We start from the raw sequence: 24,324 nt of genomic DNA, 5'->3' as shown, positions 1-24,324 counted from the left end.
CGCGACAATTGCAAGTCGTTTGGCATATGTCACATCGGTGCCCGCTCGGGACCGCTTGCCTCGTCCCGCGACTGGTGGAATGCTGCCGGGACCACATCAGAGCCGGAGCATCGCATGACCCGCATTCTTCACCGCAGCATCGGCCCCAATCTGCCCCGCGCCGTTGCGGGGGAAGGGGTCTGGATCACCGATGATCAAGGACGGCGCTATATCGACGGTTCGGGCGGGGCGGCGGTGACGAGCCTTGGTCATGGCAATGCCGAGGTGCTGGAGGCGATGCGCGCGCAGATGGAAGCGATTGCCTATGCCCACACCTCGTTCTTCACCAGCGATGCGGCGGAATCGCTGGCCGACCGGCTGGTCGGGCTTGCGCCTGACGGGCTGGATTACGTCTATCTCGTCTCCGGCGGGTCGGAGGCGGTCGAGGCGGCGCTGAAAATGGCACGGCAATATTTCGTCGAGATCGGCCAGCCGCAGCGCCGCCATATTATCGCCCGGCGGCAGAGCTATCACGGCAATACCATCGGGGCGCTTGCGACCGGCGGCAATGAGTGGCGGCGCAAGCAATTCCAGCCGATCCTGCCGGAGACGCATCACGTCTCGCCCTGTTACGCCTATCGCGACATGGCCGAAGGTGAGTCCCCCGGCGATTATGCCGCAAGGCTGGCGGCCGAGCTTGAGGAGAAGATCGTCACGCTTGGCCCCGATGAGGTCATTGCCTTCGTGGCCGAACCCGTCGTCGGCGCGACACTTGGCGCGGTGCCGGCGGTCGAGGGGTATTTCCGCCGCATCCGCGAGATCTGCGACAAATACGATGTGCTGCTGATCCTGGACGAGGTGATGTGCGGCATGGGCCGGACCGGCACCATCTTCGCCCATGAACAAGAGGGCGTGGTGCCGGACATCCTGACAATCGCGAAGGGACTCGGCGGCGGTTACCAGCCCGTCGGCGCGGTGATGCTGTCGGCGCACATCCATGACGCGTTCCGCAATGGCTCGGGCCTGTTCCAGCATGGCCACACCTATATCGGACACCCGATCGCTGCCACGGCGGCGGATAAGGTGGTCGAGATCATGTCCCGGCCCGGTCTGATGGAGAATGTGAACATCATGGGGCAGCGCCTTCAGGACGGGCTGGAAGCCGCCCTCGGCCAGCACCCCAATATCGGCGATATCAGGGGCAGAGGCCTCTTCCGGGGCATAGAGCTGGTCGCGGATAGCGACAGCAAGGCCACGCTCGATCCGGCGCTGAAAACCCATGCGAAGATCAAGAAAGCCGCCATGGCGCGCGGGCTGATCTGCTACCCGATGGGCGGCACGGTCGACGGCGCGCGCGGCGATCATGTGCTGCTGGCACCGCCCTATATCGTCAGCGCCGACGAGGTCGATCAGATCGTCGAACGGCTGACAGGCGCGATCACCGATGTGGTGGGATAGGCGAGGAGGGCGGCATCCCGTGACCCATAAGAACCGCAACCAGACGTAAAGCCGACATATCTCCTCCTTTTTTCACAACCCTAATGGAAGATCGCCGGACCATACCCCAATCTCGCAACCTAACCCCTCACGGTTCCCGCGATGGCCTCCACGGCGCGCAGCGACAGCGCGGCTATGGTGAGTGTCGGGTTTGCTGTGGCGGATGTCGGGAAGCTGCCTGAACCCAGCAGGAACAGGTTGGGATGGTCGAAGCTGCGCAGATCGGCGTCGACCACCGAATTTTGCGGCTCCGCGCCCATGCGCACCGTGCCGATGACATGGCCTGCGCCATAAATATCGGGGGAATGCTTGATCTCTGTCGCGCCCAGTCGGGTGAAGATGTCCTGATGCGCGGCTTCCGCGGCCTCCAGACCGGCGCGGGTATATTCGGAATAATCATAGTGAATCCGGGGCAGGGGAACGCCATTGACATCCCGCTTTTCGGGATCGAGCGTCACGCGGTTTTCCGCGTCCGGCGATTGTTCCACCAGCGACGTCAGGCGAATCTGGCGCGATGTCGCGTCCCGGATCGCTGCGTCCAGTTCCGCGCCGCGCAGCCCCTGACGTGCCAGATCGGCAGCCGTGGACAGCGGCGCGCCGGTCGGCCAGTTATGACCGTCATTTCCGATCTCGATCCGAAACGCCGCGCGATCCTTGCGAAACGCGCCGTCGCGCAGATTTTCGATCCCGGAGGTGGAAAGCGGGCCGCGGAACGGCCAGACCGGATTGGCGGCCATGGCCCAGCTCAGCTTGGAGGGGTGGTCCATCAGGTTGCGCCCGACCTGATCGGAGCTGTTGGCAATCCCGTTCGGCGCCCCGTCCTGCGCGGAGTTCAGCAAGAGGCGGGGGGTTTCTATGGCATGGGCCGCGATCACGACGACCTTGCCCGCAGCCGTGCCTTCGCTGCCATCCGCGCGCCGGAAGCTGACCGATGCAATCTTGCCATCCGGCCCCAGATCCAGCCTTGTGGCCGTGGTTTGCGCGTGGATGACGGCACCGGCAGCCTCGGCCTGGGCGATGTGAACCGTTGCATCATATTTCGCCTGAATGGGGCAAACCGGGATGCAGGAGCCATTGCCGCAGCATTCGGGCCGATCCTCACGGAAAACCGAGTTCCGGCCCTGCGGCGTGGCGCGGACGTGATATTGCGACCCCTCCAATGCGTCTGCGAAATAGCGGTCCGAATAGGACATCGGGATCATCGGCATTGGAAACGCACCGGATCTGGGCGAGCCCAAATCTTCGGCGCTGTCGCCGGAGACGCCGATCTCCTGCTCGGCGGCGAGATAAAACGGCTCCAGCGTGTCATAATCAATCGGCCAGTCGACGGCATGCCCGTAAAGCGACTGCAATTTGAAATCCGCAGGCAGGTTTCGCAGCGTTGTGCCCAGCCAGTGCCAAGTCGTGCCGCCAACCAGCTTGATATAGGTCGATTTGAAATTTTCCGGCCCGGCCTGCTGATAATATTCCCCGATCTTATAGGCCAGAGGATGCGGCGCGGACGCATCGTTGGGATAGGGGGACTCCGGTGTCTTGATCTTCGCGTTCCAGAAATTCTCGACCGCGTCGGACCGGTCGATCCGTTTGCCGGTTTCCAGAAAGGCGACTGTCAGGCCCTTCTGTGCGAGCTTGGCCCCGGCAAGCGCGCCTGCGATGCCTGTGCCGATAATCAGAATATCTGCGTTGATGTCGTGTTCCATGACCGAAATTCCCTGAGCGATATGGCGTGAAGGATGATTGCGAAGGCGGAAACTCAGCTTTCGGGCGGGTCGGCCCAATAGCCCATGGCTCCGCCGCAATAGGCCATCGGTTTGGTGTATTCGATCGCCTGCCAGGTGAGGGCATCCGTATAGGTCAGAACATCGAGCGCGTCCGGGTCCGGCGATTCACCGCTATACCAGGCCGCGACGATGGCACCGGCGAGTTCGTCATTGCTCTCGCCCGCGATCATATCGGCGATGTCGCCATCTCGGCCAATCGCGGAGAAGGCATTCAGCATGCCGCGTGCGATGTCCTCCGCCAGATCGTCGCGTCCGGTCAGTTTTTGCGACAGCGCGATAAAATCCGAGAGTTCTATATCGGCGGCGAATGCTCTTGCGGGAAACTGAGTCAATGGCAGCAGCGATGCGGCGGAGGCTGCGGATAGCAGCCGCCGGCGTGTCAGGCTGTGTGTAACAAAGGATCGGCAATCTGTTTCATGGGTTGCAACCATAGTCATCTCCTCTGAATATCCGTTTTCCGCGACGGGTCCGGTGTGTCTTCAGCCGACATTCCCCAAGTGGCCTGCCGCTTGACTTCAAGATCGCCTGATTTTGCTCGCTGGGCAAGCGTTTTTCGCCCCGAGCGGTGTCTGTCGTCGCGCAAACGGCCGAAGTCGGGTGGATCAAGCCTCGAACCCGCAGCATTCTGGCCCGGCAGAGCCGCTTTTCCGCGCGGCAGACGGACCTGTCCTGCCGCTTTCGTTCAGCTTGGGCATGGATCGTGGTCATGCGCATGACGGAGGCGTTCGAAGACGGCGGATGGCGGCAAGGACGGCCCGCACCATCGGGCCGGTGACGGCGACCTCGGCCAACTGGAAGGTAATGGCGCGGGCGTGGCGGACGACGCGGGCGCCGATCTTGATCAGCTTGAGTTGCAGGCTGGTCAACGACCAGTCCGCCATGGCCTCGGGCAGTTCGATGCAGCGCAGGAAGGTTGCCAGGTTGTAGGCCAGCGCGTGCAGTTGCAGCCGCACCTCGTTGTGCCGGAACTTCCGGCATGACAGCCGCGTCCAGCGAAAGGCATATTTGCCTTCCTTGATGTGCTGCTCTGCGGTGCCGCGCTGGTTGTAGAACCTCACCACCCAGTCTGGCTCCATCGGCAGGTTGGTGACGATGAAGCCGACTTTGGGGAACAGCTCGCCCGGATGCCATTCGATCTTGGCGATGACGCGGCGCGGCTTGTCCCAGGACGCCGCCTGATACTCGAAGTCCTCGAAGAACCGTTTGACCTTGGTCAGCGAAGGCCGTCCCACGGGCCGTGTCAGCCGATGCGCGATCTTCTCGCGCAAGACGGCGTTGGCGGGCAGACGGATGGCGTAGAAGAACCTGGCTTCTTCCAGCCGCATATAGATCGCGGGGATCGCGTAGGCAGCGTCGGCCCGGAAGAAGCGTCCACCAAGGTCGCGGCCAGCATATCGGGCAATGACGGGATCAAGGACATCCCGCCAGCCATCGGCGCTGTGGACATTGCCGTTACGCAGGGCGCAGCGCTCCAGCATGCCAAACTGGTTGAACAAGAAGATGGGGTGATAGCAGGTGCAGTCGAAATGCCCGTTCCAGGCAGCACCTTCCTGATCGCCGTGGGTGGGGCTGACCGAGCTGTCCATGTCCAGCACGATGTATTGCAACCCGTTGCGGTCATGAAACCGGTCGATCCATTGGCCGTTCAGATCGGCCAGCGCCGCCCGGTTCGCGGCCAGAGCCAGCGTCTCGGTCTCGAACCGTCCCATCTGCGATGCCGAAGCAGCTTGCGCCTCGACGGCCCTGCCGCCAACGACCTGACGCATCACGGGATCGAGGGCCAAGCGGTCGGCATCGTTCACATCCTCGTATCCGGCCAGTCGTCCGAACACCGATTGCCGGAACAATCCGTCAAGCCGATGGAGCGTGTTCTTCCCGGTGCGGCTGTCTCGCAGCGCCTCCGACGCCAGATTGGACAGGCCGAGCACGTCATCAAGCTCGCGCATCACCAGCAGGCCACCGTCTGAACTGATCTGCGCACCACGGAACTCCAGACGCACACGGCGGTCGAAATCAACCCGATCTCCCCGCGCCAAGCCCGCACCCTCCAGGTGATCCATGAAACGCGCCCCTCGCAGCCGTCAACGCCATGATTTATATGCGAAATATCACGATTACGACAGCGAAATCAGCGACTTACTTGGAGAATGTGGGTTCAGGCCAGAAATTGTCTCACGGGTCGCGCGCGGCACGGGTCGGGCGCGCGCAGCCCTTCATGTTTCGTGATGTCCGTTCTTCTTCTCAGGATCCAGAATCAGGAAATTCTGCATCATGCCGGTGTCTTCATGCGGCAGGATGTGGCAGTGATAGACGGCCTTTCCGGTCCATTCCTTGAAATGATGCCGGACGAGAACCTGCTTGCCCATGGGCACCCAGACCGTGTCCTGAATCAGGATGTCGTCGCCCTCGAAGCGGACCTCGTTCATCACCGTTCCATCCGGCGCGACATCAGCGGTGCCGATGACGGCAAAGGAATTTGCGTGGATATGGAACGGGTGGCCTTCGGTGTTGTCCTGATGGCCCGAGGACGCATCCTTGCGGGTCTTGTCGGGATGACCGGGGGAGCCGATGATCCAGTCTTCGACCGCGTTCAGCATCACGACCTGAGACACGCTCAGCTCATCATATTGCTGGTTGTTGATGAAGAAATCGATGCCGACGACGGGATTGGCCTTGGCCGGAAACTGCATGCCGAAGGTGACATAGCGGGTCCGGGAGACCGCGTCATCGGCGGGAACCGGGAAATGCCGGGTTTGCACCGGCAATTTGGCGGGCAGGGGCATGTCGTTTTTATCGTCCGTAACCACCAGCCGTGCCAGAAGCCGCCCTTCGCTGTGCAGAAATTGCAGCGATTGTGGCGCCTGACGCAGCTCGTATGTTCCGGGGGTGTCGATTGCCTTGACCAGAAACTCCCCGCGATTGGCGGGTCCGAGCAGCAATTGGCTGGCGGTTTGGGGCGCATCCGGGGCGAGGGCCGCGACCTTGCGCAAGGCGGGCAGGTTCACACCATCCATGCCGATCAGATGCAGATCATGCCCCGCCAGAGAGATGGGCATCACATCATCCGAATTTGCATTCAGAATGCGAAACCGCGCCACCTCGCCTTGGGCCATCCGATAGGTCGGGATTCCGCTGTCGATCTGCATACCGACGGGGCTGGTCGGATCATCCGGGTTATGCGTTTCCTTGAAAAACGGCTTTCCATTGAGCAGGAAATATCGAAGCGGGTAATCGCCGGTCGTGAAACCGCCTTTCAACTCCGGCTGCACCTCGCCATGAATGGTGACCTGACCGCCATAGCTCTGCCAGATGGCATTCTGCTTCGGCTCGTAAATATAGGTGCCGGCCCCGTCTTTCGCCGGGTCGTCGGTCGGAAACAGGCCAATATCCTGTACGACGATGATATGCTCCGCCGCCGCCGCGATCTCCGGCACATCGTCGAGATTGCCCCGGATCAGAATGGCACCGGCCATGCCGCTGACCGCCTGCACGGCGGTCGAGCCGTGCTTGTGGGGGTGGTACCAATAAAGACCGGGCGGCTGGTCGTCGGGTATCGCGAAGCTGTAGCTTTTCCGACCGCCCTCCGGCGCGATCGAGATCATCGGTGCGAGCGGATCGGATGTGCCGAGCGGCTCGAACAGATGCGGTGCGACCTCCAGCCCGTGCAGATGCAGATTCGTCGAGTTCAGGTCATGGGGCACGTTGTGATTGCCGTCCCATGCCGAGGAATCATAGGCGGTCAGGTTGTTGACGACCTCGATATTCACGGTGTCGCCGGGCCGCGCCTCCAGCGTCGGTCCGGGCACGGTTCCGTTCCACGCCCGCAATTTGACCGGCGTTCCGTCCAGCGTCGTGACCAGCCAATCCGCCGTCAGCCTGTAGTCGCGCGATTGACCGGCAGGGGCGGGCGCGGGGCTCTGCGCGGCGGCACGGGTGGGTATGAGTGTTGCCGTCGCCGATCCGATTGCCAGTATCGACCCGGAGCGGGACAGAAAGCCCCGTCTTGTGACCTTGGACATTTTCCTGCTCCCCTTCTCTCAGAACTGGTTGGGGTTGGTGCAGGCTGTCGGTTCGCCGTTATTCTTGAAGATCGCATATTGCGTAAACGCGACCGCCATTTGCAGCGACGTGTCCAGCGGCACGGCAGTGGGGTAGTCTCCGCCCGGATACGGGGCCGGGAACTGGTAGTTCGAGAAATAATCGGCGTTGTCCGCGCTGCCGCCAATGTCGCAGATGCCGTCGAAACCGAAGACCGAAGGGATATTCTTGCCGAAATCCGAAACTTCGCCATCTGCTGCCGCGAAGGCGGCGTTATGGCAGGACACGCAGGAGGATTTCGGGTTGTCGACCGGGCCTGCCAGCCGCTTTCCGCAGCCCCAATGCTCATAAGTGTCGAGCGTGGTGTTGAGAACGCTCTCGGTCGCCGGAACGCTGTCACTTTCTGGCACGGCCGGGAAGGTTTGGGGGTCGGAGCCCCATTGAAGGCCTAAGGGGACCAGCCGTTCCAGAACCGTTTCGCCCGGTGCATCGGCGGCGTAGCCGAACGTGCCATAGACCCAGCGTGTCGGCGAGCGGTGATCAACGACAGCGACATCCACCTGGGTCAGGCGGGTCTCCTGCATGGTCCGTTCACACATATATTCATTGCCGTCGCCAAGCTGGTGGCGGTTCACCGTCCAGACGGCGCTGTCGGCAAGGTAGGGCACGCAATCGGGCGTGGCATTTGTCGTCAGGAATTTGGTGACAAGCGTGCCTTCCGGGAACGGCAGGCCGGCAGGCTGCATTCGGCCATCCTTTTCGACCAGAACCGGCGAACCATCAGCGGCGAAGGCCTGCCCGATCGCATAGCCGCCCCATTTGTTATAGGCACCGACCGCCCAGCTTTCGAAACCATGCGGATAGCGACGCTTGCATGCCTCCGACATGCCCCAGATCGGGGTCGCGTTCGGCATCGGGCTGCCGAGAAAATCGGCCAGATGCGCTGTGCGCTCATTGGTGGTGCCATGCACGAATTCACGCCCTGCGGTCGGATCATATGCCATCCACGGAATGTGGTACCACGCGGTCTCGCCATCCACCGAGGTCTGAAATCCCATGTCATTCGACATGTCGGGATCCTGACCGCGGGTGACCACCTCCATAATGGCCATGATATAGTCATTCCACGGCCCGGTTTCCCAATCCACCGGCACGCCGGAGGTGAAATCCACATCGACAAACAGCCACGGGCATTCGCTTTCATCACATGCGCCCGGATCTTCGGTCGGATAGTCGCGGCTGAGTTTGAAAACCGGACCGTCATAACCGGCAGGCGGAACATTCACCGCGTCGCGAAACGCATAGGTTTCCTGCGTGGTCTGGGCGTGGGAATTGCTTGCGATCGGGACGAAGATCAGAAGAAGAAACGAACAAAGGATCGTGGCTGAGAAACGGCTCACTGGCTGGACCTCCTGTAACAGACAAACACGGAACGCAACGCATAGATAACGATGGCGTGATCGCTTCACTGTAAAACAATCGTCTCGTTTTTTTCTATAAGAAATATTCTAAATATATGATTTTTCTCGACAAAATAGCATTCTGATGGCCTGCATCCACCCCGTCCGGAACCCGGAGGGAAATCGGCGCTTTCTGCCCCGCAATGACGCGAGCGGGGTGTATGAATATCCTCACGGTCCCCCTGTATGGGGGACATATCTAGCGGCGCCGGCTCAGCATTCCGCCTCCTCTTCGTGAAACCGGGACATCGACATGCGAAGCCACAGGCCATGTCGGTCATGCACGGGCAGGCCAGTTTGGAACGGTGCAGAAACCCCGCCGCGACGCCGCAGCCGGCGCATCAGGGATCTCAAACGGTTCCATACAGTCATAACTGGCAACGCGGCACTCTAAAGGGGGATCGCCCCCGACATCATTTTCAGACAGCCAGTTGCCCGCGATGGAACGGCTTTCGCCGCCGGATCGTCCCTATGCCATCATCTCCACGGCGAGGCCTATGTGAACGCCGTGAGTTCTCGAACAGATTTTTTATAGCCGTGATGGATGCCGATTGGAAGGGCATCGGGATGCGATCTGATGATCGGGATATCTCGCGAGATTTGTCCGTGACCCGGTTCCGGCATGGAGGGTAGGTGCGGAACGCCCCAAGTAATCATTAGAATAATCAAAGATATATCGAAATATTATTAACTTTTTCTGTCCCCTCTCCTCATCTAGCGTTTTGCCGGAAACCAGATCGGCGCTATTCCGGGAGACAGATCATGACCGCAGCCACGCAAGACTATTTCAACGCATCGGTCCATGAGCGTGATCCGCTGGTGGCGCAGGCGCTTGATCAGGAGAGGTCGCGCCAACAGGATCAGATCGAGCTGATCGCGTCCGAGAATATCGTCAGCCGGGCCGTGCTAGACGCTCTGGGTCATGAGATGACGAACAAGACGCTGGAGGGGTATCCGGGCAATCGTTTTCACGGTGGTGGCCAATGTGTCGATATTGTGGAGCAGGCGGCCATTGATCGCGCAAAGCAGCTTTTCGGTTGCGCCTATGCCAATGTGCAGCCGCATTCGGGCACGCAGGCGAATCTGGCCGTGTTCTTTCTGCTGTTGAAGCCGGGCGACAAGGTCTTGTCCCTCGATCTGGCTGCGGGTGGCCATCTGTCGCATGGCATGAAGGGGAACCTGTCCGGCCGTTGGTTTGAACCGCATAACTATGATGTCGATCCCGAAACCGAGGTGATCGACTATGATGAGTTGGAACGGATCGCCGAAAATCTGCGCCCCAAGCTGCTCATCACCGGTGGCTCGGCCTATCCGCGTGAGCTGGATTTCGAACGCATGGGGGAGATCGCGCGGAAGGCCGGTGCCCATTTCCTCGTCGACATGGCCCATATTGCCGGGTTGGTCGCTGGCGGGCAGCATCCCTCGCCGTTTCCGCATGCCGACATCGTCACCTGCACCACGACAAAGACGCTTCGCGGTCCGCGTGGCGGGCTGATCCTGACCAATAACGAAGCCTGGTTCAAGAAGCTTCAGGCGGCGGTTTTTCCCGGCGTGCAGGGCTCGCTGCACAGCAATGTGCTCGCCGCCAAGGCGGTCTGCCTGGGCGAGGCGCTGCGCGATGATTTCAAAATCTACGCCGCGCAGATCAAGGCCAATGCCCGTGCGCTTGCCGAGACGCTGATGGGGCGAGGCGTGCGCGTCGTGTCGGGCGGCACGGACACCCATATCGTGCTGATCGACCTTTCGACGAAAGGGCTGATCGGCAAACAGGCCGAAGATCTTCTGGCCCGCGCCAATATCACCGCCAACAAGAACCCGATCCCGAATGACAGCCCGCGTCCGGCGGATTGGGTCGGGATGCGGCTTGGCGTGTCTGCCGCCACTACGCGCGGCATGGCGGAGGAGGAGTTGCGTGCGCTTGGCAATATCATCGCCGATCTGATCGAGGCGGAGCTATCCGGGACCGCAGATGATGCCGTTACCGATGCCAAGGCCAAAGTCGCCGAACTGGCACGGCGCTTTCCGGTCTATGCCTGCGAATCGTGACGACCGCGTGGGCGGATACGGGGATATCTGAGCCATGACCGAACAATCGAAACGCTATGCGCTTCGCGTCACATGCCCCTCCATCAGGGGGGTCACGGCGGCAATCGCGGCCTATCTGTCCGGGTGCGGCTGCAATATTTCTGACAGCGCCCAGTTCGACGACAAGAGCACCGGGCGCTACTTCATGCGGGTCAGCTTTCACTCGGAAGACGGGCGCGATCTGGCTGAGCTTCAGCGGGGTTTTGCGGAGATTGCGCGGAGATATGAGGCCGAAGCGGAGTTCTTTGACGAGGCGGCCAAGCGCAAGGTCATCGTCATGGTGTCACGGTTTGGGCATTGCCTGAATGATCTGCTGTACCGCTGGCGCATCGGCGCGCTGCCAATCGAGATTGTCGGGGTGATTTCCAACCACGCCGATTATGAGAAGCTGGTGGTCAATCACGACATTCCGTTTCACTGCATCAGGGTAACCAAGGACAACAAGCCCGAGGCAGAAGCGGCGCAGATGCGCATCGTCGAAGAAACCGGCGCCGAGCTGATTGTCCTTGCCCGCTACATGCAGGTGCTGTCCGATGATATGTGCCGCCGCATGTCGGGCCGGATCATCAATATCCACCACTCATTCCTGCCATCTTTCAAGGGCGCAAATCCTTATAAGCAAGCATTTGAGCGGGGGGTGAAACTGATCGGTGCGACCTCGCATTATGTGACGGCGGATCTCGATGAGGGGCCGATCATCGAACAGGATACGGTGCGGGTCACCCATGCCCAAAGCGCCGAGGATTATGTGAGCCTTGGCCGCGACGTCGAAAGTCAGGTGCTGGCGCGGGCCATTCATGCCCATATTCATGGGCGGGTCTTCCTCAACGGAAACAAAACCATCGTGTTCCCGCCATCCCCCGGCTCTTATATGTCAGAGCGGATGGGGTGACGCCGAAAGAAATCGCGCTCCCGTCATAGCCGTAGCTATTGCATCCCGCGTTTCAGGTCTTCTGCCATCTCGATACATGCGGCGACAAATGCCGTGAGGGTGGGGCTGTGGCTCTGCCCTTTCCTGAAGGCCAGCGAGATCTTGCGCCGCATTTCCGGTTGAAGCGGTCGAACCTGCACGTCTTTCATATCCTGACTGGCGCGAAGTCCCGGAAAAATGGATATACCCGTGTCGCCCTTGACCAGAGCCGCGCTTAATTCGAGGCCCCTGCATCGCGCCATGATCTGCGGGCTGAAACCTGCGTCCTTACAGGCTTCCGTGATCATACGCGTATAGGTGGCGGAGGCCGTGTCCATCACCCATTGTTCCTCCTTCAGGTCGTGAAGGGCGATCGCGCCCCGTCCGGCCAGCCGGTGATCCTTGCCCATCATCACATGGAAAACGTCTTCCAGAAGCGGGATCGTCTCCATGCTGGAGTCAAGGATGCCCGCCGGCACGTTAAGATCGTCGATGATCGCGACATCCGTCTGCCAGCTTCGCAAGGCCGCGACGCTTTCGTCGGGCTCCATCTCTTCAAAGAGGATCCTGAGAAGGGGATGATCCGTCCGCAATCTCTGCATGGTCTGCGGAACCAGCGCCGCCGCGACTGACGGGAACGCGGCCACGCGCAGATCACCGGCGACCAGATTTCCCAACTGCTCGATATCCGCCCTGGCGGCCTCCAGCTCCGCGAAGACACGCTCCGCCCGGTCGACCAGAATCCGACCGGCGGCTGTCAGCACGACGCCGCGGCCCCGCTTCTCGATAAGGGGAACACCGACCTCTTGTTCCAGAAGCGTCATCTGCTGGGAAATGGCCGATGGCGACACCAGAAGGGCTTCTGACACTGCCGCCATTGTCTTCCGCATGGAAAGTTCTCTCAGCGCGCGAAGCCGTCCCAGTTCCATAGATCACCTGCGTTGATTCATCACATTGATTTACTGGTAAAAAGCATACAATTAAATTTTCGTAATCAAATCATTTCGCCAAAGCGAGTACAAAAGTGTGCAAACCGCTCGACGGTGACAACTCGCCGCAGATGCCTGTTATCGCTGGGCTGACAGCACCCACCAATGCCCGAAAGGAAAGCGGGATGCGGGCGCAGTGTTGCACATCGCGCCATGCCTCACGCTCGGGCGGCGAGCAATTTGTATTCAGATGGTTGAAAGGAGGGATAGGTTTTGCCAGGCGCTTATCCGGGTAGGCGTCATGTGAATTGGTCGCCAACAGATGTCGTCGCTGTCCGCCGCGCCGGAACCCTATCCGGACAATAAGACGGGGCGTCATTTTCGGTTTCCATCTGCATGTAACGACATGCTTCCGCTCGGATACGATAGGTCAAAATTTCTAAAGATTAGAAATATTATAATTAACTATTTTTCAGCCAATACGTCCCTTACCGTTTCAACGATATCTGATTTTCAATCGCTGTGTGATTGTCACGATATGACTAGCCCCTTGGGAGGATTTCATGAAAATTACTCAACTAAAGTCTTTTACCGCCACGACCGCACTTGTCGCGTCCGTATTTCTGGGTGCCGCTGCCCCGACAGCCGCCGAAGAACGCTTCACACTCGCCCACGCATTGCCGACCGAGCATATTTTCCACCCGACTTCCGAGAAATTCATGGAGGCTCTGGGCGAGGGATATGAGGTTGAATATCACCCCGGCGGCGATCTGGGTGATTGGACATCGTTGTTCGAGCAGACCATTCAGGGTGCCATCCCGATGACCATGACCTTTGCGGCGACCGAGTTTGATCCGCGCCTGAATGTCTTCATCGCCGGATATGTGGTCGATAGCTGGGAACAGGCACGCGAGCTTTACGGTCCGGGCGGCGCGATCATCCCGGTCTATGACGAGATCCTTGCGGATCTGGATTTGAAGCTGGTCGGCGTGCTGCCCGTCGACTTCGTCGGATATGCGATGCGTAAAGGCGTGGGCAAAACGCCGCTCAACCTGCCCGACGAAGCCAGCGGCATCAAGATCCGCGTCCCGAGCCAGGAAGGCGCCATCAAGCGTTTCGAGGCGCTTGGCTTCAGCCCGGTGCCGATGGCGTTCTCAGAGCTTTATACGGCGCTGCAATTGGGCTCGGTCGATGCTCGCGCCTTTGGGCCGCCGTCGGAAATCTGGCAGATGCGCGATGTTCTGGAAAGCTATGTCTACAGCAAGGACTATTTCGAACATGCGTTCTGGATGGTGAACAAGGATTGGTGGGACGGTCTGGCCGAGGAAGACCGCGCCAATATTCAGGCCGCCGCCGACACATCTGTCAATTGGGCGTGGGATGAAGCCCAGAGCATCAGCGAAAAGACCCGCGAGGATGTTCGCGAAGCCGGTATCGAGGTCATCGAGTTCTCCGATGAGCAACTCGCCGCCGCCAAGCAGATCGTCTACGACAAGGAATGGCCTTACCTTGAGGAGGTTGTCGGTGCAGAAACGCTCAACGCCCTGAAAGCTGCAGCCGGTATCAACTGAGCCTTGCGAAATCGTCCGACTGCCCGGGTGTCCTAACCCCGGGCAGTTCACCCATGATTTCAAACGACCGAGGAAATATGTCCGATCGGGCGAACGCTGAAACAGCCGCTGAAAGATGGCTGCTGGTGGTTCTCAAGGGTGCAATGGTATTTTTCGGGTTGTCGCTGGCGCTGCTGATCCTGGCCACGGTGATCATGCGCTACGGAATGTCGAACCCGTTCCTGGCGATCGAGGAAGCTGCGGCTCTGCTGGGCATCTGGCTTTATTTCATGAGCGGGGCCTATGTGACAGGCACGCGTGCGCATATCTGCGGCGGCGCGCTAGACCTGATCGTCACGCGTGAAAGGCATCGCCGGTATGTCCGGTTCATGGGCTCGGCGGTATGCCTGTTCGTGGCGTCGGTCGCATTTTACTACGCATGGCAATATGGCTGGTTCACGATGGAGAAGGGGCGGAAAAGCACCTATCTGCAATGGCCGCGCATGCTTTGGGTTGCCGGTATGGTGGCTGGCTTCGCCCTGATCGTCTTCTTCCTCATGATGCAGACCATCCGCGATTTCCGGTCCTGCCGGGGCACCGGGAAAGAGGCCGTCTGATGTCTGCAGTGGTTCTCGCGCTTGTCGTCATTGTCGTCCTTCTGCTGCTTGAAGTGCCGGTCGCGTTTGTGTTCGGGCTGGCCGCGTTTCTCATCGCCGTGATGACCGGGCGCGATATCGAGTTTCTGATCCCCTATGCCTATCAGCAGGAAAGCGGGTTCGCGCTTCTGGCGCTGCCGCTTTTCGTCATTGCGGGGTCCCTCATGGGGGCGAGCGGGATTTCCGATCAGCTCGTCCGCTTCGTGAATGCCTTCGTCGGCTCGATCCGGGGCGGGCTTGGCGCAGTGACCATCGTGACCTGCGCGCTATTCGGCGCGATTGCGGGCAGCGGGTCATCGGCGATTGCGGCCATCGGGTCGATCATGATCCCCCGGATGGTCGATGCCGGCTATCCGCGCGCCTATGCCGTCGCGCTGGTGGCCTGTTCCTCGGTCCTCGCAATCCTCATCCCGCCAAGCGTGGCGATGATCCTGTTCGCGATCACCGGCGGGTTATCTGTCGCCGCCTGCTTCCTGTCGACGATCATCCCCGGGCTTCTGATCATGGGGATCTATATCGTGACCAATCTGGTGCAGGCGCGCGGTTTTCGGGATCTGGAGGTGGAGCCGAAACTGGCATTGCCGGATCGTGTCCGCAAGATCGGCAGCGCAACCAAAAGCGCATTCTGGGCGCTGCTCATGCCCGGCATTATGCTGGGCGGGATTTACGGGGGCATCTTTACGCCGACCGAAGCCGCGGCTGTGGCGCTCGTCTATACGCTGCCGGTCGGGTTCGTCATCTACAAGGGCCTAAACCTGCGGACGACGACGGCGGCACTGGTCGAGGGATCGCGCAATACCGGCGCGATCATGATGATGCTGTTCTTTCTGTTCATCATGAGCCGCGCGATGGTGCAGGAGAATATCCCGCGCGAAATCGCCGATTTCATGCTGTCCCTCTCAGACAACAGATATGTCATCCTGATGATGATCAACATATTGCTCCTGCTGCTGGGCATGCTGGTTGACGACACGGCAGGCGCGGTTCTGGCGGCGATCGTGTTGTTGCCGGTCACCAATGAAATGGGCATTCACCCGATCCATTTTGCGGCAATCGTCGGAACGAATCTCGGGCTGGGGAATGTGACGCCGCCCTGTGCGCCCCTTTTGTTCATGTCCGGGGCCATCGGCGGCCAGACGATTGATCAGTATATCAAGCCGACGCTCAAATTCATGCTGGTCGGTCATCTGCCGGTTGTGCTGCTGGTCACTTATATCCCGGACATCGCGCTGTTTCTGCCCCGCGTTTTGATGGGGATTCCATGATGGAGGTGCGTTCCGCTGCGCGTCGATAGGCGCTGCGGCACCGACAAATGGCCCCGCTCGCAAAGATACGAACGGGGCCATTCATTCAGCGAAACGATAACCGCGGCCCGGGAGGTCCGCGATACAGCACATTGTCATCGCCGCCAAATCCTGCGTAACTCAGCGCCCTTGGGCACATGCACACCCTGCCCAATCCGGGACTGAGAATACTCCGCAGGTTCTCCGGTCCAGCCCAGCGTCTTGCGACCGCCGGGCGGAACACCAATCCATTCGTCCAGGGAGACATGACCCGGACGGGTCCGGGTTGCTCCCGGCGCAAGCCGGTCCGGCAGCGCCATATTGCCACCGGGTTTCAGCAGGTCCATCAGCGCCTTACGCGCATCAGGCGCCTCGCCACCCTCGTGCCGACACGGCAAAGGCTTCAGAAGCTGGGCCAGTTTCCTCGCCAGAAGCGGGGCGGCAGCGGAAGTGCCGCTTAGGCTTCCGCCCCGCCCGCTGATATTGGCGGCGGCGCGCAGACCCGGCAGAGCGGGTGAGCTTTCAGAAATCGTCGCAGCCATGATTTGATCTGTCCGGTCGGCGCGCTGCTGCGGCGCATCGGGATCGTAGCTCGCCGAATAAGGTGCCGTCCGCCCGTCGGACAGGCGGACCCCGCCACAGATGATCGTCTCCCGGCCCGTCACCTTGGCCGATGCGGTAAAGCGGCGCTGGCTGAGCATGGTCTGCTTGTCGGGATAGCGGAAACGCGGCGTCACCGATGTGGCGGGAAAGCCGACCGGGTCGTCGTCCCGCTGCAGCCATGCTTCAAAGGTGTCCGTCGTTGCCGTCGCAAGGCCGATCTTCCACAGGCCCGCTGCGGCCACCGGATCGCGCCGGTCGGGCCAGCATGTCGGTGCCAGCATAAACGCGACACGATGGCGGCCATGTTCCTGCGAGATGGCCGGGTTATGTTCATAGGCAACCCTGCCAACTGCGCGCCCGTCATCGTCCAGCAGATCGCTGAACTCTCCGGGGCAGAGGGTCACGCGACGGGCCCCCGAAATGCGCGGACCGCAAATCGTCAGACCGATGGATCTATCGTCGCGCGGTTCGGGTTGACGCAGCCAGATCTCCATGAAGCTGGGCTTGCTGCGTCCGGGCGGCATATCGAGCTGAAACGCGACGGATTGCCCGGTCTGGCTCCAGCTTCGCCGTTCGGTATAGCTGTTACCGACCGGCAGTACCAACTCCGTCGCCGCAGTCTTGCGGCGTTCGACCAGCATCGCGTCGATCATCTGTTCGACATAGCTCGTGCCATCATGCGGACCGGCGGTCATGCCGTAGCTGAAATTGATCACGACCGGGGCCTTGGCACCACCGATCCGCTTGGCCGTTTCCAGGATGAAGTTCAGCGCGCTCGCCACGAAGAACCCAAGCGCGAGACCGGCTGAATCCCAGAAAACCTGCGCCGGAAGCTGCACCCCGATGATCGGCGGTCCATCGGTTGCGATCCGGTCCGTGCCGGCGAAAATGTCCACCACAGCACCACCATGCGAAACCGGGAGCAGGCCCGTCGGCATCCCTGTCTCGCGACGCACATCATGGCCAAACCTCCGCCGGATTTCAGCAGGCGGCAGGCGCAGCAGATCGTTGATCTCAGCGGCATACCAGACGCGACCGAATTGATACGGATGCGTTTGGCCTGCGCCGGGTCCGTCCTGATGCCAGATCGCGGCAAAGCGGGTGCTGCCATCGGCGTTACGGGTATGATGATTGATTGGCAGGATCGTATCGTCGATCACAGCGTGAATCACTGTGCCTTCCGGGAATGGCTGCGCGTTAGGTATCTCCTCTTGCGGCTCAGCCGTCGGAACGATCTCGCGCCGGGTCAGGGGGAGGGGGACGACAAGCGAATTGGCGTCGCAAGGATGGTGATCCCCGATTTGCGCATGAGGCGTATCCCGCGCGGCATCGCGGTCATGGTGCGGGATCATTGCCCGATGATGCAAAATACACATGCATTTCCCGCCTACCGACAGGGTCGGGGGCGATGGCGGGGTGCCTTCGGTCATCAGAACGCCGAAATATTCGGGACCGGATTGGGTGTCGCCGGATTGATACCCGCCGCGCCGTGGCGGCAGATATCGTCCGCCGCCCTCGGGGTCCATCATCCACGCAGCGATTGCGTCGCGTGACGGGATCTTAGACATCACGCACCCATTCAGCCGAAGCGAGGCGCCACATCTCGGCCAGATATGGTGCGTCCGGGGCGATGTTCATGGCGTCGTCGGAGTAGATTTCCGCTGGTTTGTGGTCTCCGTCATTCTTCCCCTTTCGCGCCTCGTCCACGCCTTCATCGCGCCGATGATGGCCGCCGCGTTCCCCGAGCCAGCCGGTGATCTTGTGCGCGACAGGAAGATCGAGCCTTTCGTGGCCCATGTGATCCGGCACGGAAATGCGACCCGAGTAAAGCTTGGTAGATTTGTCGAGACCACCCGCAACCGCCGCCATGATCGCGCCAAGCTGAGCGCCCAGATGCCCGCCGACGAAGCAGTCGATCGGGTAATGGACGCCCGCAACGACACGGTTTTCGGTGATCCGTGCCGCCTGCTGGTGCAATGCATTACGCAGCGCGACGGTGCGGTCGGCGGGCTGCTTCGGCGGCATCAGATGCGGTACCAGATGGGCGACCACATAAGCCTCGACCGCGTGGGCCGCCGGGAAACTCGGATGACCCGGTGTCGGGATCATCGGATTAAGCGCCGCGCTCATCCGGTCGGGCCTGAACAGACCGAAGTAGTTCTTGAACCGCATGGCAAGGCTGGCGCCGAGGTTCTGCGCCAGCGAAATGACTTCCAGCGTGTATTTATGCCGCTCCGGATGCAGGCCGAGAATGGTGCCGAAATACGGCGTCGGAAAGCCGAGCTGGGTATGGATCTCATTGAACCTGTCGCCGCGCAGCGCCGCGTAGTCCACGACCGACATAAGCTGCTTTTCCATCTTTTCCGCGAATGCTGTCGGCTTCCCGTTCTGGCCGGTCGGATGCCAGTCGCTATGGCTCCAGTCGATCTGCATCACGTTCTGGCCGTTCACGAAAAGCGAGGCATCCCGCGATTGTTTCTCGCTGTCCGAAAAACCGCTGCCGGATTTCACACGGAATATGCCAAGCAATTCATCCATGACGATAACGTGCCGAACCCAGGGCGAGGACGCTTTAAACGCATCCTGCGGCGATTCCGGGGTGGCCGGGCAATGAATATGCTCCCACCATTGATAGGAAATCTGCTGCTGCGCGGTCATGATCCCGGAGGAGAGCGCCGCCGAGTAAGGCGTTACGCCGCCATAGACAGGCAGACCCAGCTCCATCCCGGATGTCTGCGCGGCGCCGGTGCCTCCGGTACCGCCCGTTCCGCCGGTCCCACCAGTGCCACCTGTTCCCCCGGTGCCGCCCGTACCACCCAGATGCGCGAGATATGCCACAATATTTCTCCTCGTTAATGAATCTATTCCGGAAGCCGCGCCGTGCGGAGCATCTCGACCCAGTACTTGCCGACCTCGCCGGTGCAGGCCGGATGGGTCTGTGCGTAGCGTGTGACCGAAAATTCCGGATCAAGCGCCAGATAGTCCCGCCCGGCGTTCTGCGCCTCTTCCTCGCGTCCCAAGGCCGAAAGTGAAATGATCTTCAGACGATGCGTGGAGGCATAATGCGGATTGAGATCAAGCGAACTGACCGCGAGATCCAGAGCCTTCTGCGCGTCCCCGCCGGTCAGATGTGCCGTGCCGGTAATCAGATCGAGATAATATTTCTGCGGATCCAGCGGTGACAGCGCCCGTGCCTTTTCGGTGAGACATATGGCCTGTGCGCTGTGGCCGATAAATGCCTGCATCGCACCATCGAGAAGCGCGCTCAAAGGCTCGTTCGGCGCCCAGATGCGCGCCTTTTCATAGGCATCGGAGGCCAGATCGAAATCGCGCAGGATATGGCTGTAATTCATTGCCACGGTCGCGCGTGCAACTGCGCATGACGGATCGCGGTCGATCGCCTCCGCAGCCAGAACGCGAGATTTCTCGGATGCTTGTTTCCGGTCGCTGCTGAAGCCGTTCTGCGCCGACATCCAATGCCAGAAGGCCAGCCACGCAATCGGCAGCGGGTGTTTCGGACAGGCTTTGCAGGCCGCCTCCAGATAGGTCTGCGCCTTGCTGAAATTATCCGGCAGATGGGTGTGAAGATTATTGATCCCGCCGATAAGCAGGCGAAACGCCGGCGCTGTCAGAAGATGCCGTGTTTCCAGCTCGGCGGCTGTCTGGCTCAGAATGGACCGCTGGACGCGCTGAACGATTTCACGCAGCACCTCGGATTCGCCACGAATGATTGCCGCGTTGTTTTCCGTAAAACTGTCCGTCCAGAGCACCGTGCCCTTGCCCGCGTCATGAAACGTGACCAGCAGGCGTGACGTCGCCCCGACAGACACGATGGACCCCGAAATGAGATAATCGCATCCCAGCGACCGGCGGATTGCGTCGAGCCGATGCGAATGCCCCGACATTTTCCGCGTCGAAAGATGTGAAATCACGCTCATCAGCGATGAAGCGGCAAGATTTCGCGTCATTTCCTCGGCGATAATGTCGCCAAATATCTCGAACGCGGGATCGTGGTTGCGAAGCTGAAACGGGATCACCGCGACGCGCGGAAGCAGACCGGCAGAGGTGGTTTCAGGCCGTATCGGTACAATATTCGCGGTTTTCGCCGGGATGACCGCCTGTTGCCTGCGCATCTGCGTCAGCCATTCCTCGAATGCCTCCACGCCGGGAATATCCAGCCCCTCCAGAAAAATGGCCCCGGGTGTTCCTGAAACGACCTTAATGCGGCTCAGGTCAAGAAAGACCCGCTCCCGATTCGCATTTATTATATCGGCGTCCTTGTTTAATGTACTTCTCAGGCTCGTCAGCGCGCCGCGCAGCGAAGCCCCGGCATGGTCCGGGTCGCTGTTCTCCCAAAGCATGGCACGCAAATAAGCCCTTGTTCTGGTGCCATTTTCATCTGTGGCAAGCAATGCCAGAAGCGCCTGAAGTTTCGTGCCGAGGGTGATCGCCCCGGTTTTGGGCGACAGAAGCTGAAACGGTCCGAAAAGGTGAAGTTTAAACATCATAACTCTCCAAACGACGCCCCCATTATAGCCTCAATTATGGCTCCATTCTTGGCTGACGGATATTTCTAACGGTAGATTCACGAATGCTTGGCGCGGCGTATACGCCCGAGCGACAGGTTGGACATGGCAAACGCAAAACGGAGCAAGCCATGTTAGTTTACCATCTTCAGATTTTTCTGAGACGACTCGGCTTCAATCCGGGCCCCCTTGACGGACTTCTCGGGCCAAAGACACGCGCTGCGATCCGGGCGTTTCAGAAACGCAATGGGCTGGTGGTCGATGGCCAGATATCGACCGCGCTGGTCGATCTTTACACCAAGATGGTGAAGCCGGAAACATGGCCCGCCCATGTTCATCTGGGCCTGAGCTTCGTCGCTTTGGAAGAAATCCCCGGCACCGCCAATAATCCCACGATCATGGAATGGGCGGAGGAATTGGGGACGGACTATGACGGCGATCCCGTTGCGTGGAGCAGCTTATTCGTGGCCCATTGCATTCATCGGGCGATCCCGGGTGCCGAATTACCGGTCAAGCTGATGAGCCCGCGCGCCTATCTCGGGTTCGGCCAGAGTGTTGACATGGCGGAAATCCGGGTTGGCGATCTGGTCATTTTCTGGCGCGAGGATCCAAGCAGCTGGAAGGGCCATGTCGGTTTCTACATGGGCGATCATGACGAGGATATCCTTGTTCTCGGCGGCAATCAGTTCCAATCGGTTTCCGTCGCCGGTCACCCGGCCTCCCAAGTGCTTGGCGTGCGCCGCGCGAGGCGTGGGCAAAACGGTAAGCTGCTTGCCGGGATGTCCTCAAACAAAGGCGGGGTGGACAGCGATGCCAAACCCGCGTGGCCGGATCGCGTGATCTGATCCGGGCCAGCGCCGCGCATATCCGTTTTCCGCGCGGCGCTTCCGACGATCAGGGTCGGCCCGGCTGCGCGAAGCGGGTTAGCGTTTCGTCCTTGATCCGAATGGAGAATCCGGGCTGCTCCGGGGTCATGTAAGCACCGTTTCGCACAATGCAGGGATCGGTGAAATGTTCGTGCAGATGGTCCACGAACTCGATCACCCGGCCCTGTTTCGTGCCCGAGACCGCGACATAATCGATCATCGACAGATGCTGCACATATTCGCACAGGCCCACGCCGCCCGCATGCGGCCAGACCGGCAGCCCGTATTTCGCCGCCATAAGCTGAACCGCCAGCACCTCGTTCAGACCGCCCAAGCGACAGGCATCGATCTGGACCACATCAATCGCGCCGCCGGTGATGAACTGCTTGAACATGATCCGGTTCTGACACATCTCCCCGGTCGCGACCCTGACCGGGGCAACCGCTTCGCGAATGGTGCGATGGCCGAGCACGTCGTCAGGCGAGGTCGGCTCCTCGATGAAGAACGGATCGGCAAAGCTCAGCCGTTTGACCCAGTCGATCGCTTGTCCGACCTCCCAGACCTGATTGGCGTCGATCATCAGCGTGATCTCCGGCCCCAGCTCTTCGCGCGCGATGCTCAGCCTGCGGATATCGTCGTCCAGATTATGCCCGACCTTCATCTTCACATGGGTGAACCCCTCGTCGCGCGCCTCGCGGCACAGGCGGCGCAGCTTGTCGTCGGGATAACCCAGCCAACCGGCCGAGGTGGTGTAGCAGGCATAGCCGTTCTGCCGCAGTTCGGACATGCGCGCGGCCTTGCCATCCGCCGCCGCTTCCAGAAGCGCCAAGGCCTCATCCGGCGTGATCGCATCGGTAATGTAGCGGAAATCGACGATTTTCAGCAGTTCTGCAGGCGACATGTCAGCGACCAGCTGCCAGACCGGTTTCTTCTCCGCCCGCGCCCAGAGATCCCAGACCGCATTCACGACCGCCCCGGTCGCCAGATGGATCACCCCCTTGTCGGGACCGACCCAGCGAAGCTGGCTGTCGCCGGTGACGTGACGCCAGAACCGGCCCGGATCATCGCGGATCCAGTCCAGATCGAGCCCGACGACACGGGGGGCAAGCGCCTCGATCCCGGCCACGCACAGCTCATTTCCGCGCCCGATGGTGAAGGTCAGCCCGTGACCTTCGATCCCGGCATCGGTTTCCAGAACCACATAGGCGGCGGAATAGACCGGATCGGGGTTCATCGCGTCCGACCCGTCAAGCGCGCCTTCAGACGGGAACCTCAGATCATGGGTCCGAAGCCCGGTGATCTTCATGTGTCGGCCACCACGTCCTGACGCTGCTGACCCAGCCCCTCGATCCCCAGTTCGACGACATCGCCAGCCTTGAGATAGCGCGGCGGTTTCATCCCGAGGCCAACGCCCGGCGGGGTGCCGGTCGAAATCACATCGCCGGGATGAAGCGACATGAATTGCGACAGATGGCTGACAAGCTGCGCCACGCCGAACACCATCGTCGCGGAACTGCCGTCCTGCATCGTCTCGCCATTCACCTTGAGCCACATTTTCAGATTCTGCGGATCTGCGATTTCATCCTTCGTCACCAGCCACGGCCCGATCTGTCCGAAATTGTCGCAGCTTTTGCCCTTGGTCCACTGGCCCGAACGCTCGATCTGAAAGGTCCGCTCAGACACGTCATTCGTGACTGCGTAACCGGCAACGTAATCGAGCGCGTCCGCCTCGCTCACATATTTCGCGTGACGGCCAATGATGACGGCCAGCTCGACCTCCCAGTCGGTCTTCTCCGAACCGCGCGGGATGACAATCGGATCGTTCGGCCCGCAGATCGCGGAAGTCGCCTTCATGAAGATGATCGGCTCTTTCGGAACCTCCGCCCCGGTTTCGGCGGCGTGATCGGAATAGTTCAGCCCGATGCAGATGAACTTCCCGGTGCCAGCGACACAAGGCCCGAGCCGCGGATTGCCCTCGACCAGAGGCAGCGTGGCGGTATCCAGCCCGGCAAGCTCGCGCAGCCGGTCGGGATCAATCGCGTCGCCAGCAACGTCACCGATATGGCCGGACAGGTCGCGGATGCGCCCCTCGGCGTCGATGATGCCGGGCTTTTCTGCGCCGTTCTCTCCAAAACGTACAAGTTTCATGGCCTGTCCTTTC

Annotated in this window: 18 protein-coding genes; 7 read left to right on the top strand and 11 right to left on the bottom strand. The window is 60.6% G+C overall.

What is annotated here, in order from left to right:
- Positions 1-114: 114 nt before the first annotated feature.
- The gene (locus tag PAF12_RS13640; protein WP_271109715.1) at positions 115-1,437 is read left to right on the top strand and encodes an aspartate aminotransferase family protein; all 1,323 of its coding nucleotides are present in this window, start codon (positions 115-117) and stop codon (positions 1,435-1,437) included.
- 119 nt (positions 1,438-1,556) lie between these two features.
- On the opposite strand, the gene PAF12_RS13635 is transcribed toward PAF12_RS13640, so the two are convergent.
- From PAF12_RS13635 to PAF12_RS13615, 5 genes are all read right to left on the bottom strand, one after another.
- Positions 1,557-3,176, bottom strand: a complete 1,620-nt coding sequence (locus tag PAF12_RS13635) for a GMC family oxidoreductase (RefSeq protein ID WP_271107529.1) — start codon at positions 3,174-3,176, stop codon at positions 1,557-1,559.
- 53 nt (positions 3,177-3,229) lie between these two features.
- A complete protein-coding gene (locus PAF12_RS13630; protein WP_271107528.1) occupies positions 3,230-3,688 on the bottom strand; it encodes a sugar dehydrogenase complex small subunit in 459 nt (152 codons plus the stop codon).
- 273 nt (positions 3,689-3,961) lie between these two features.
- On the bottom strand, positions 3,962-5,317 hold the full coding sequence (locus PAF12_RS13625; RefSeq protein WP_171380759.1) for an IS1380-like element ISPme1 family transposase: 1,356 nt from the start codon (positions 5,315-5,317) through the stop codon (positions 3,962-3,964).
- Between the two features lie 153 nt (positions 5,318-5,470).
- Positions 5,471-7,276, bottom strand: a complete 1,806-nt coding sequence (locus PAF12_RS13620) for a multicopper oxidase family protein (RefSeq protein WP_271107527.1) — start codon at positions 7,274-7,276, stop codon at positions 5,471-5,473.
- 18 nt (positions 7,277-7,294) lie between these two features.
- Complete coding sequence (locus PAF12_RS13615) at positions 7,295-8,695, bottom strand: hypothetical protein (RefSeq protein WP_271107526.1); 1,401 nt, start codon at positions 8,693-8,695, stop codon at positions 7,295-7,297.
- Positions 8,696-9,517: 822 nt separating this feature from the next.
- On the opposite strand from PAF12_RS13615, the gene glyA reads away from it, so the two are divergent.
- Positions 9,518-10,801: a serine hydroxymethyltransferase gene (gene glyA, locus PAF12_RS13610; protein WP_271107525.1), complete on the top strand. Its 1,284-nt coding sequence runs from the start codon at positions 9,518-9,520 to the stop codon at positions 10,799-10,801.
- A gap of 34 nt (positions 10,802-10,835) precedes the next feature.
- The gene (gene purU / locus PAF12_RS13605; RefSeq protein ID WP_271107524.1) at positions 10,836-11,732 is read left to right on the top strand and encodes a formyltetrahydrofolate deformylase; all 897 of its coding nucleotides are present in this window, start codon (positions 10,836-10,838) and stop codon (positions 11,730-11,732) included.
- Positions 11,733-11,767: 35 nt separating this feature from the next.
- Here the strand turns inward: purU and PAF12_RS13600 are convergent, their stop codons facing one another.
- The gene (locus PAF12_RS13600; protein WP_271107523.1) at positions 11,768-12,679 is read right to left on the bottom strand and encodes a LysR family transcriptional regulator; all 912 of its coding nucleotides are present in this window, start codon (positions 12,677-12,679) and stop codon (positions 11,768-11,770) included.
- 563 nt (positions 12,680-13,242) lie between these two features.
- On the opposite strand from PAF12_RS13600, the gene dctP reads away from it, so the two are divergent.
- From dctP to PAF12_RS13585, 3 genes are all read left to right on the top strand, one after another.
- On the top strand, positions 13,243-14,250 hold the full coding sequence (gene dctP, locus PAF12_RS13595; protein ID WP_271107522.1) for a TRAP transporter substrate-binding protein DctP: 1,008 nt from the start codon (positions 13,243-13,245) through the stop codon (positions 14,248-14,250).
- A 77-nt stretch (positions 14,251-14,327) separates the two neighbouring features.
- Positions 14,328-14,846 (top strand): TRAP transporter small permease, encoded by a 519-nt coding sequence (locus PAF12_RS13590; protein WP_271107521.1) that lies wholly within the window; start codon positions 14,328-14,330, stop codon positions 14,844-14,846.
- The gene (locus PAF12_RS13585; protein WP_271107520.1) at positions 14,846-16,150 is read left to right on the top strand and encodes a TRAP transporter large permease; all 1,305 of its coding nucleotides are present in this window, start codon (positions 14,846-14,848) and stop codon (positions 16,148-16,150) included. Before PAF12_RS13590 ends, PAF12_RS13585 begins: the two co-directional genes overlap by 1 nt.
- A gap of 134 nt (positions 16,151-16,284) precedes the next feature.
- Here PAF12_RS13585 and PAF12_RS13580 read toward each other — a convergent pair whose 3' ends face one another.
- Genes PAF12_RS13580 through PAF12_RS13570 form a run of 3 tightly spaced genes read right to left on the bottom strand, consistent with a single transcriptional unit; the run spans position 16,285 to position 21,276 of the window.
- A complete protein-coding gene (locus PAF12_RS13580; protein ID WP_271107519.1) occupies positions 16,285-18,339 on the bottom strand; it encodes a hypothetical protein in 2,055 nt (684 codons plus the stop codon).
- On the bottom strand, positions 18,332-19,609 hold the full coding sequence (locus PAF12_RS13575) for a phosphatase PAP2 family protein (RefSeq protein ID WP_271107518.1): 1,278 nt from the start codon (positions 19,607-19,609) through the stop codon (positions 18,332-18,334). The genes PAF12_RS13580 and PAF12_RS13575 overlap by 8 nt, the downstream gene beginning before the upstream one ends.
- A 23-nt stretch (positions 19,610-19,632) precedes the next feature.
- Complete coding sequence (locus PAF12_RS13570) at positions 19,633-21,276, bottom strand: hypothetical protein (RefSeq protein ID WP_271107517.1); 1,644 nt, start codon at positions 21,274-21,276, stop codon at positions 19,633-19,635.
- 152 nt (positions 21,277-21,428) lie between these two features.
- Here PAF12_RS13570 and PAF12_RS13565 point away from each other — a divergent pair, with 152 nt between their 5' ends.
- The gene (locus PAF12_RS13565) at positions 21,429-22,142 is read left to right on the top strand and encodes a peptidoglycan-binding protein (RefSeq protein ID WP_271107516.1); all 714 of its coding nucleotides are present in this window, start codon (positions 21,429-21,431) and stop codon (positions 22,140-22,142) included.
- A 49-nt stretch (positions 22,143-22,191) separates the two neighbouring features.
- Here PAF12_RS13565 and PAF12_RS13560 read toward each other — a convergent pair whose 3' ends face one another.
- Both PAF12_RS13560 and PAF12_RS13555 read right to left on the bottom strand, forming a co-directional pair.
- Positions 22,192-23,469, bottom strand: coding sequence for an L-fuconate dehydratase (locus PAF12_RS13560; protein WP_271107515.1), 1,278 nt, complete (start codon positions 23,467-23,469; stop codon positions 22,192-22,194).
- Positions 23,466-24,311 (bottom strand): fumarylacetoacetate hydrolase family protein, encoded by an 846-nt coding sequence (locus tag PAF12_RS13555; RefSeq protein ID WP_271107514.1) that lies wholly within the window; start codon positions 24,309-24,311, stop codon positions 23,466-23,468. The genes PAF12_RS13560 and PAF12_RS13555 overlap by 4 nt, the downstream gene beginning before the upstream one ends.
- Positions 24,312-24,324 lie beyond the last annotated feature (13 nt).

The sequence above is a fragment of the Paracoccus sp. SCSIO 75233 genome (genome assembly GCF_027912675.1).
Classification (GTDB): domain Bacteria; phylum Pseudomonadota; class Alphaproteobacteria; order Rhodobacterales; family Rhodobacteraceae; genus Paracoccus.
This window is presented reverse-complemented; position numbering and strand designations above follow the sequence as displayed.

Coding starts and splice junctions, on each gene's coding strand:
- PAF12_RS13600 (WP_271107523.1), bottom strand. CDS start 12,679: ATGGAACTGGGACGGCTTCGCGCGCTGAGAGAACTTTCCATGCGGAAG.
- PAF12_RS13620 (WP_271107527.1), bottom strand. CDS start 7,276: ATGTCCAAGGTCACAAGACGGGGCTTTCTGTCCCGCTCCGGGTCGATA.
- PAF12_RS13625 (WP_171380759.1), bottom strand. CDS start 5,317: ATGGATCACCTGGAGGGTGCGGGCTTGGCGCGGGGAGATCGGGTTGAT.
- PAF12_RS13570 (WP_271107517.1), bottom strand. CDS start 21,276: ATGTTTAAACTTCACCTTTTCGGACCGTTTCAGCTTCTGTCGCCCAAA.
- PAF12_RS13555 (WP_271107514.1), bottom strand. CDS start 24,311: ATGAAACTTGTACGTTTTGGAGAGAACGGCGCAGAAAAGCCCGGCATC.
- PAF12_RS13635 (WP_271107529.1), bottom strand. CDS start 3,176: ATGGAACACGACATCAACGCAGATATTCTGATTATCGGCACAGGCATC.
- dctP (WP_271107522.1), top strand. CDS start 13,243: ATGAAAATTACTCAACTAAAGTCTTTTACCGCCACGACCGCACTTGTC.
- PAF12_RS13580 (WP_271107519.1), bottom strand. CDS start 18,339: ATGTCTAAGATCCCGTCACGCGACGCAATCGCTGCGTGGATGATGGAC.
- purU (WP_271107524.1), top strand. CDS start 10,836: ATGACCGAACAATCGAAACGCTATGCGCTTCGCGTCACATGCCCCTCC.
- PAF12_RS13560 (WP_271107515.1), bottom strand. CDS start 23,469: ATGAAGATCACCGGGCTTCGGACCCATGATCTGAGGTTCCCGTCTGAA.
- PAF12_RS13590 (WP_271107521.1), top strand. CDS start 14,328: ATGTCCGATCGGGCGAACGCTGAAACAGCCGCTGAAAGATGGCTGCTG.
- PAF12_RS13565 (WP_271107516.1), top strand. CDS start 21,429: ATGTTAGTTTACCATCTTCAGATTTTTCTGAGACGACTCGGCTTCAAT.
- PAF12_RS13585 (WP_271107520.1), top strand. CDS start 14,846: ATGTCTGCAGTGGTTCTCGCGCTTGTCGTCATTGTCGTCCTTCTGCTG.
- PAF12_RS13640 (WP_271109715.1), top strand. CDS start 115: ATGACCCGCATTCTTCACCGCAGCATCGGCCCCAATCTGCCCCGCGCC.
- PAF12_RS13630 (WP_271107528.1), bottom strand. CDS start 3,688: ATGGTTGCAACCCATGAAACAGATTGCCGATCCTTTGTTACACACAGC.
- glyA (WP_271107525.1), top strand. CDS start 9,518: ATGACCGCAGCCACGCAAGACTATTTCAACGCATCGGTCCATGAGCGT.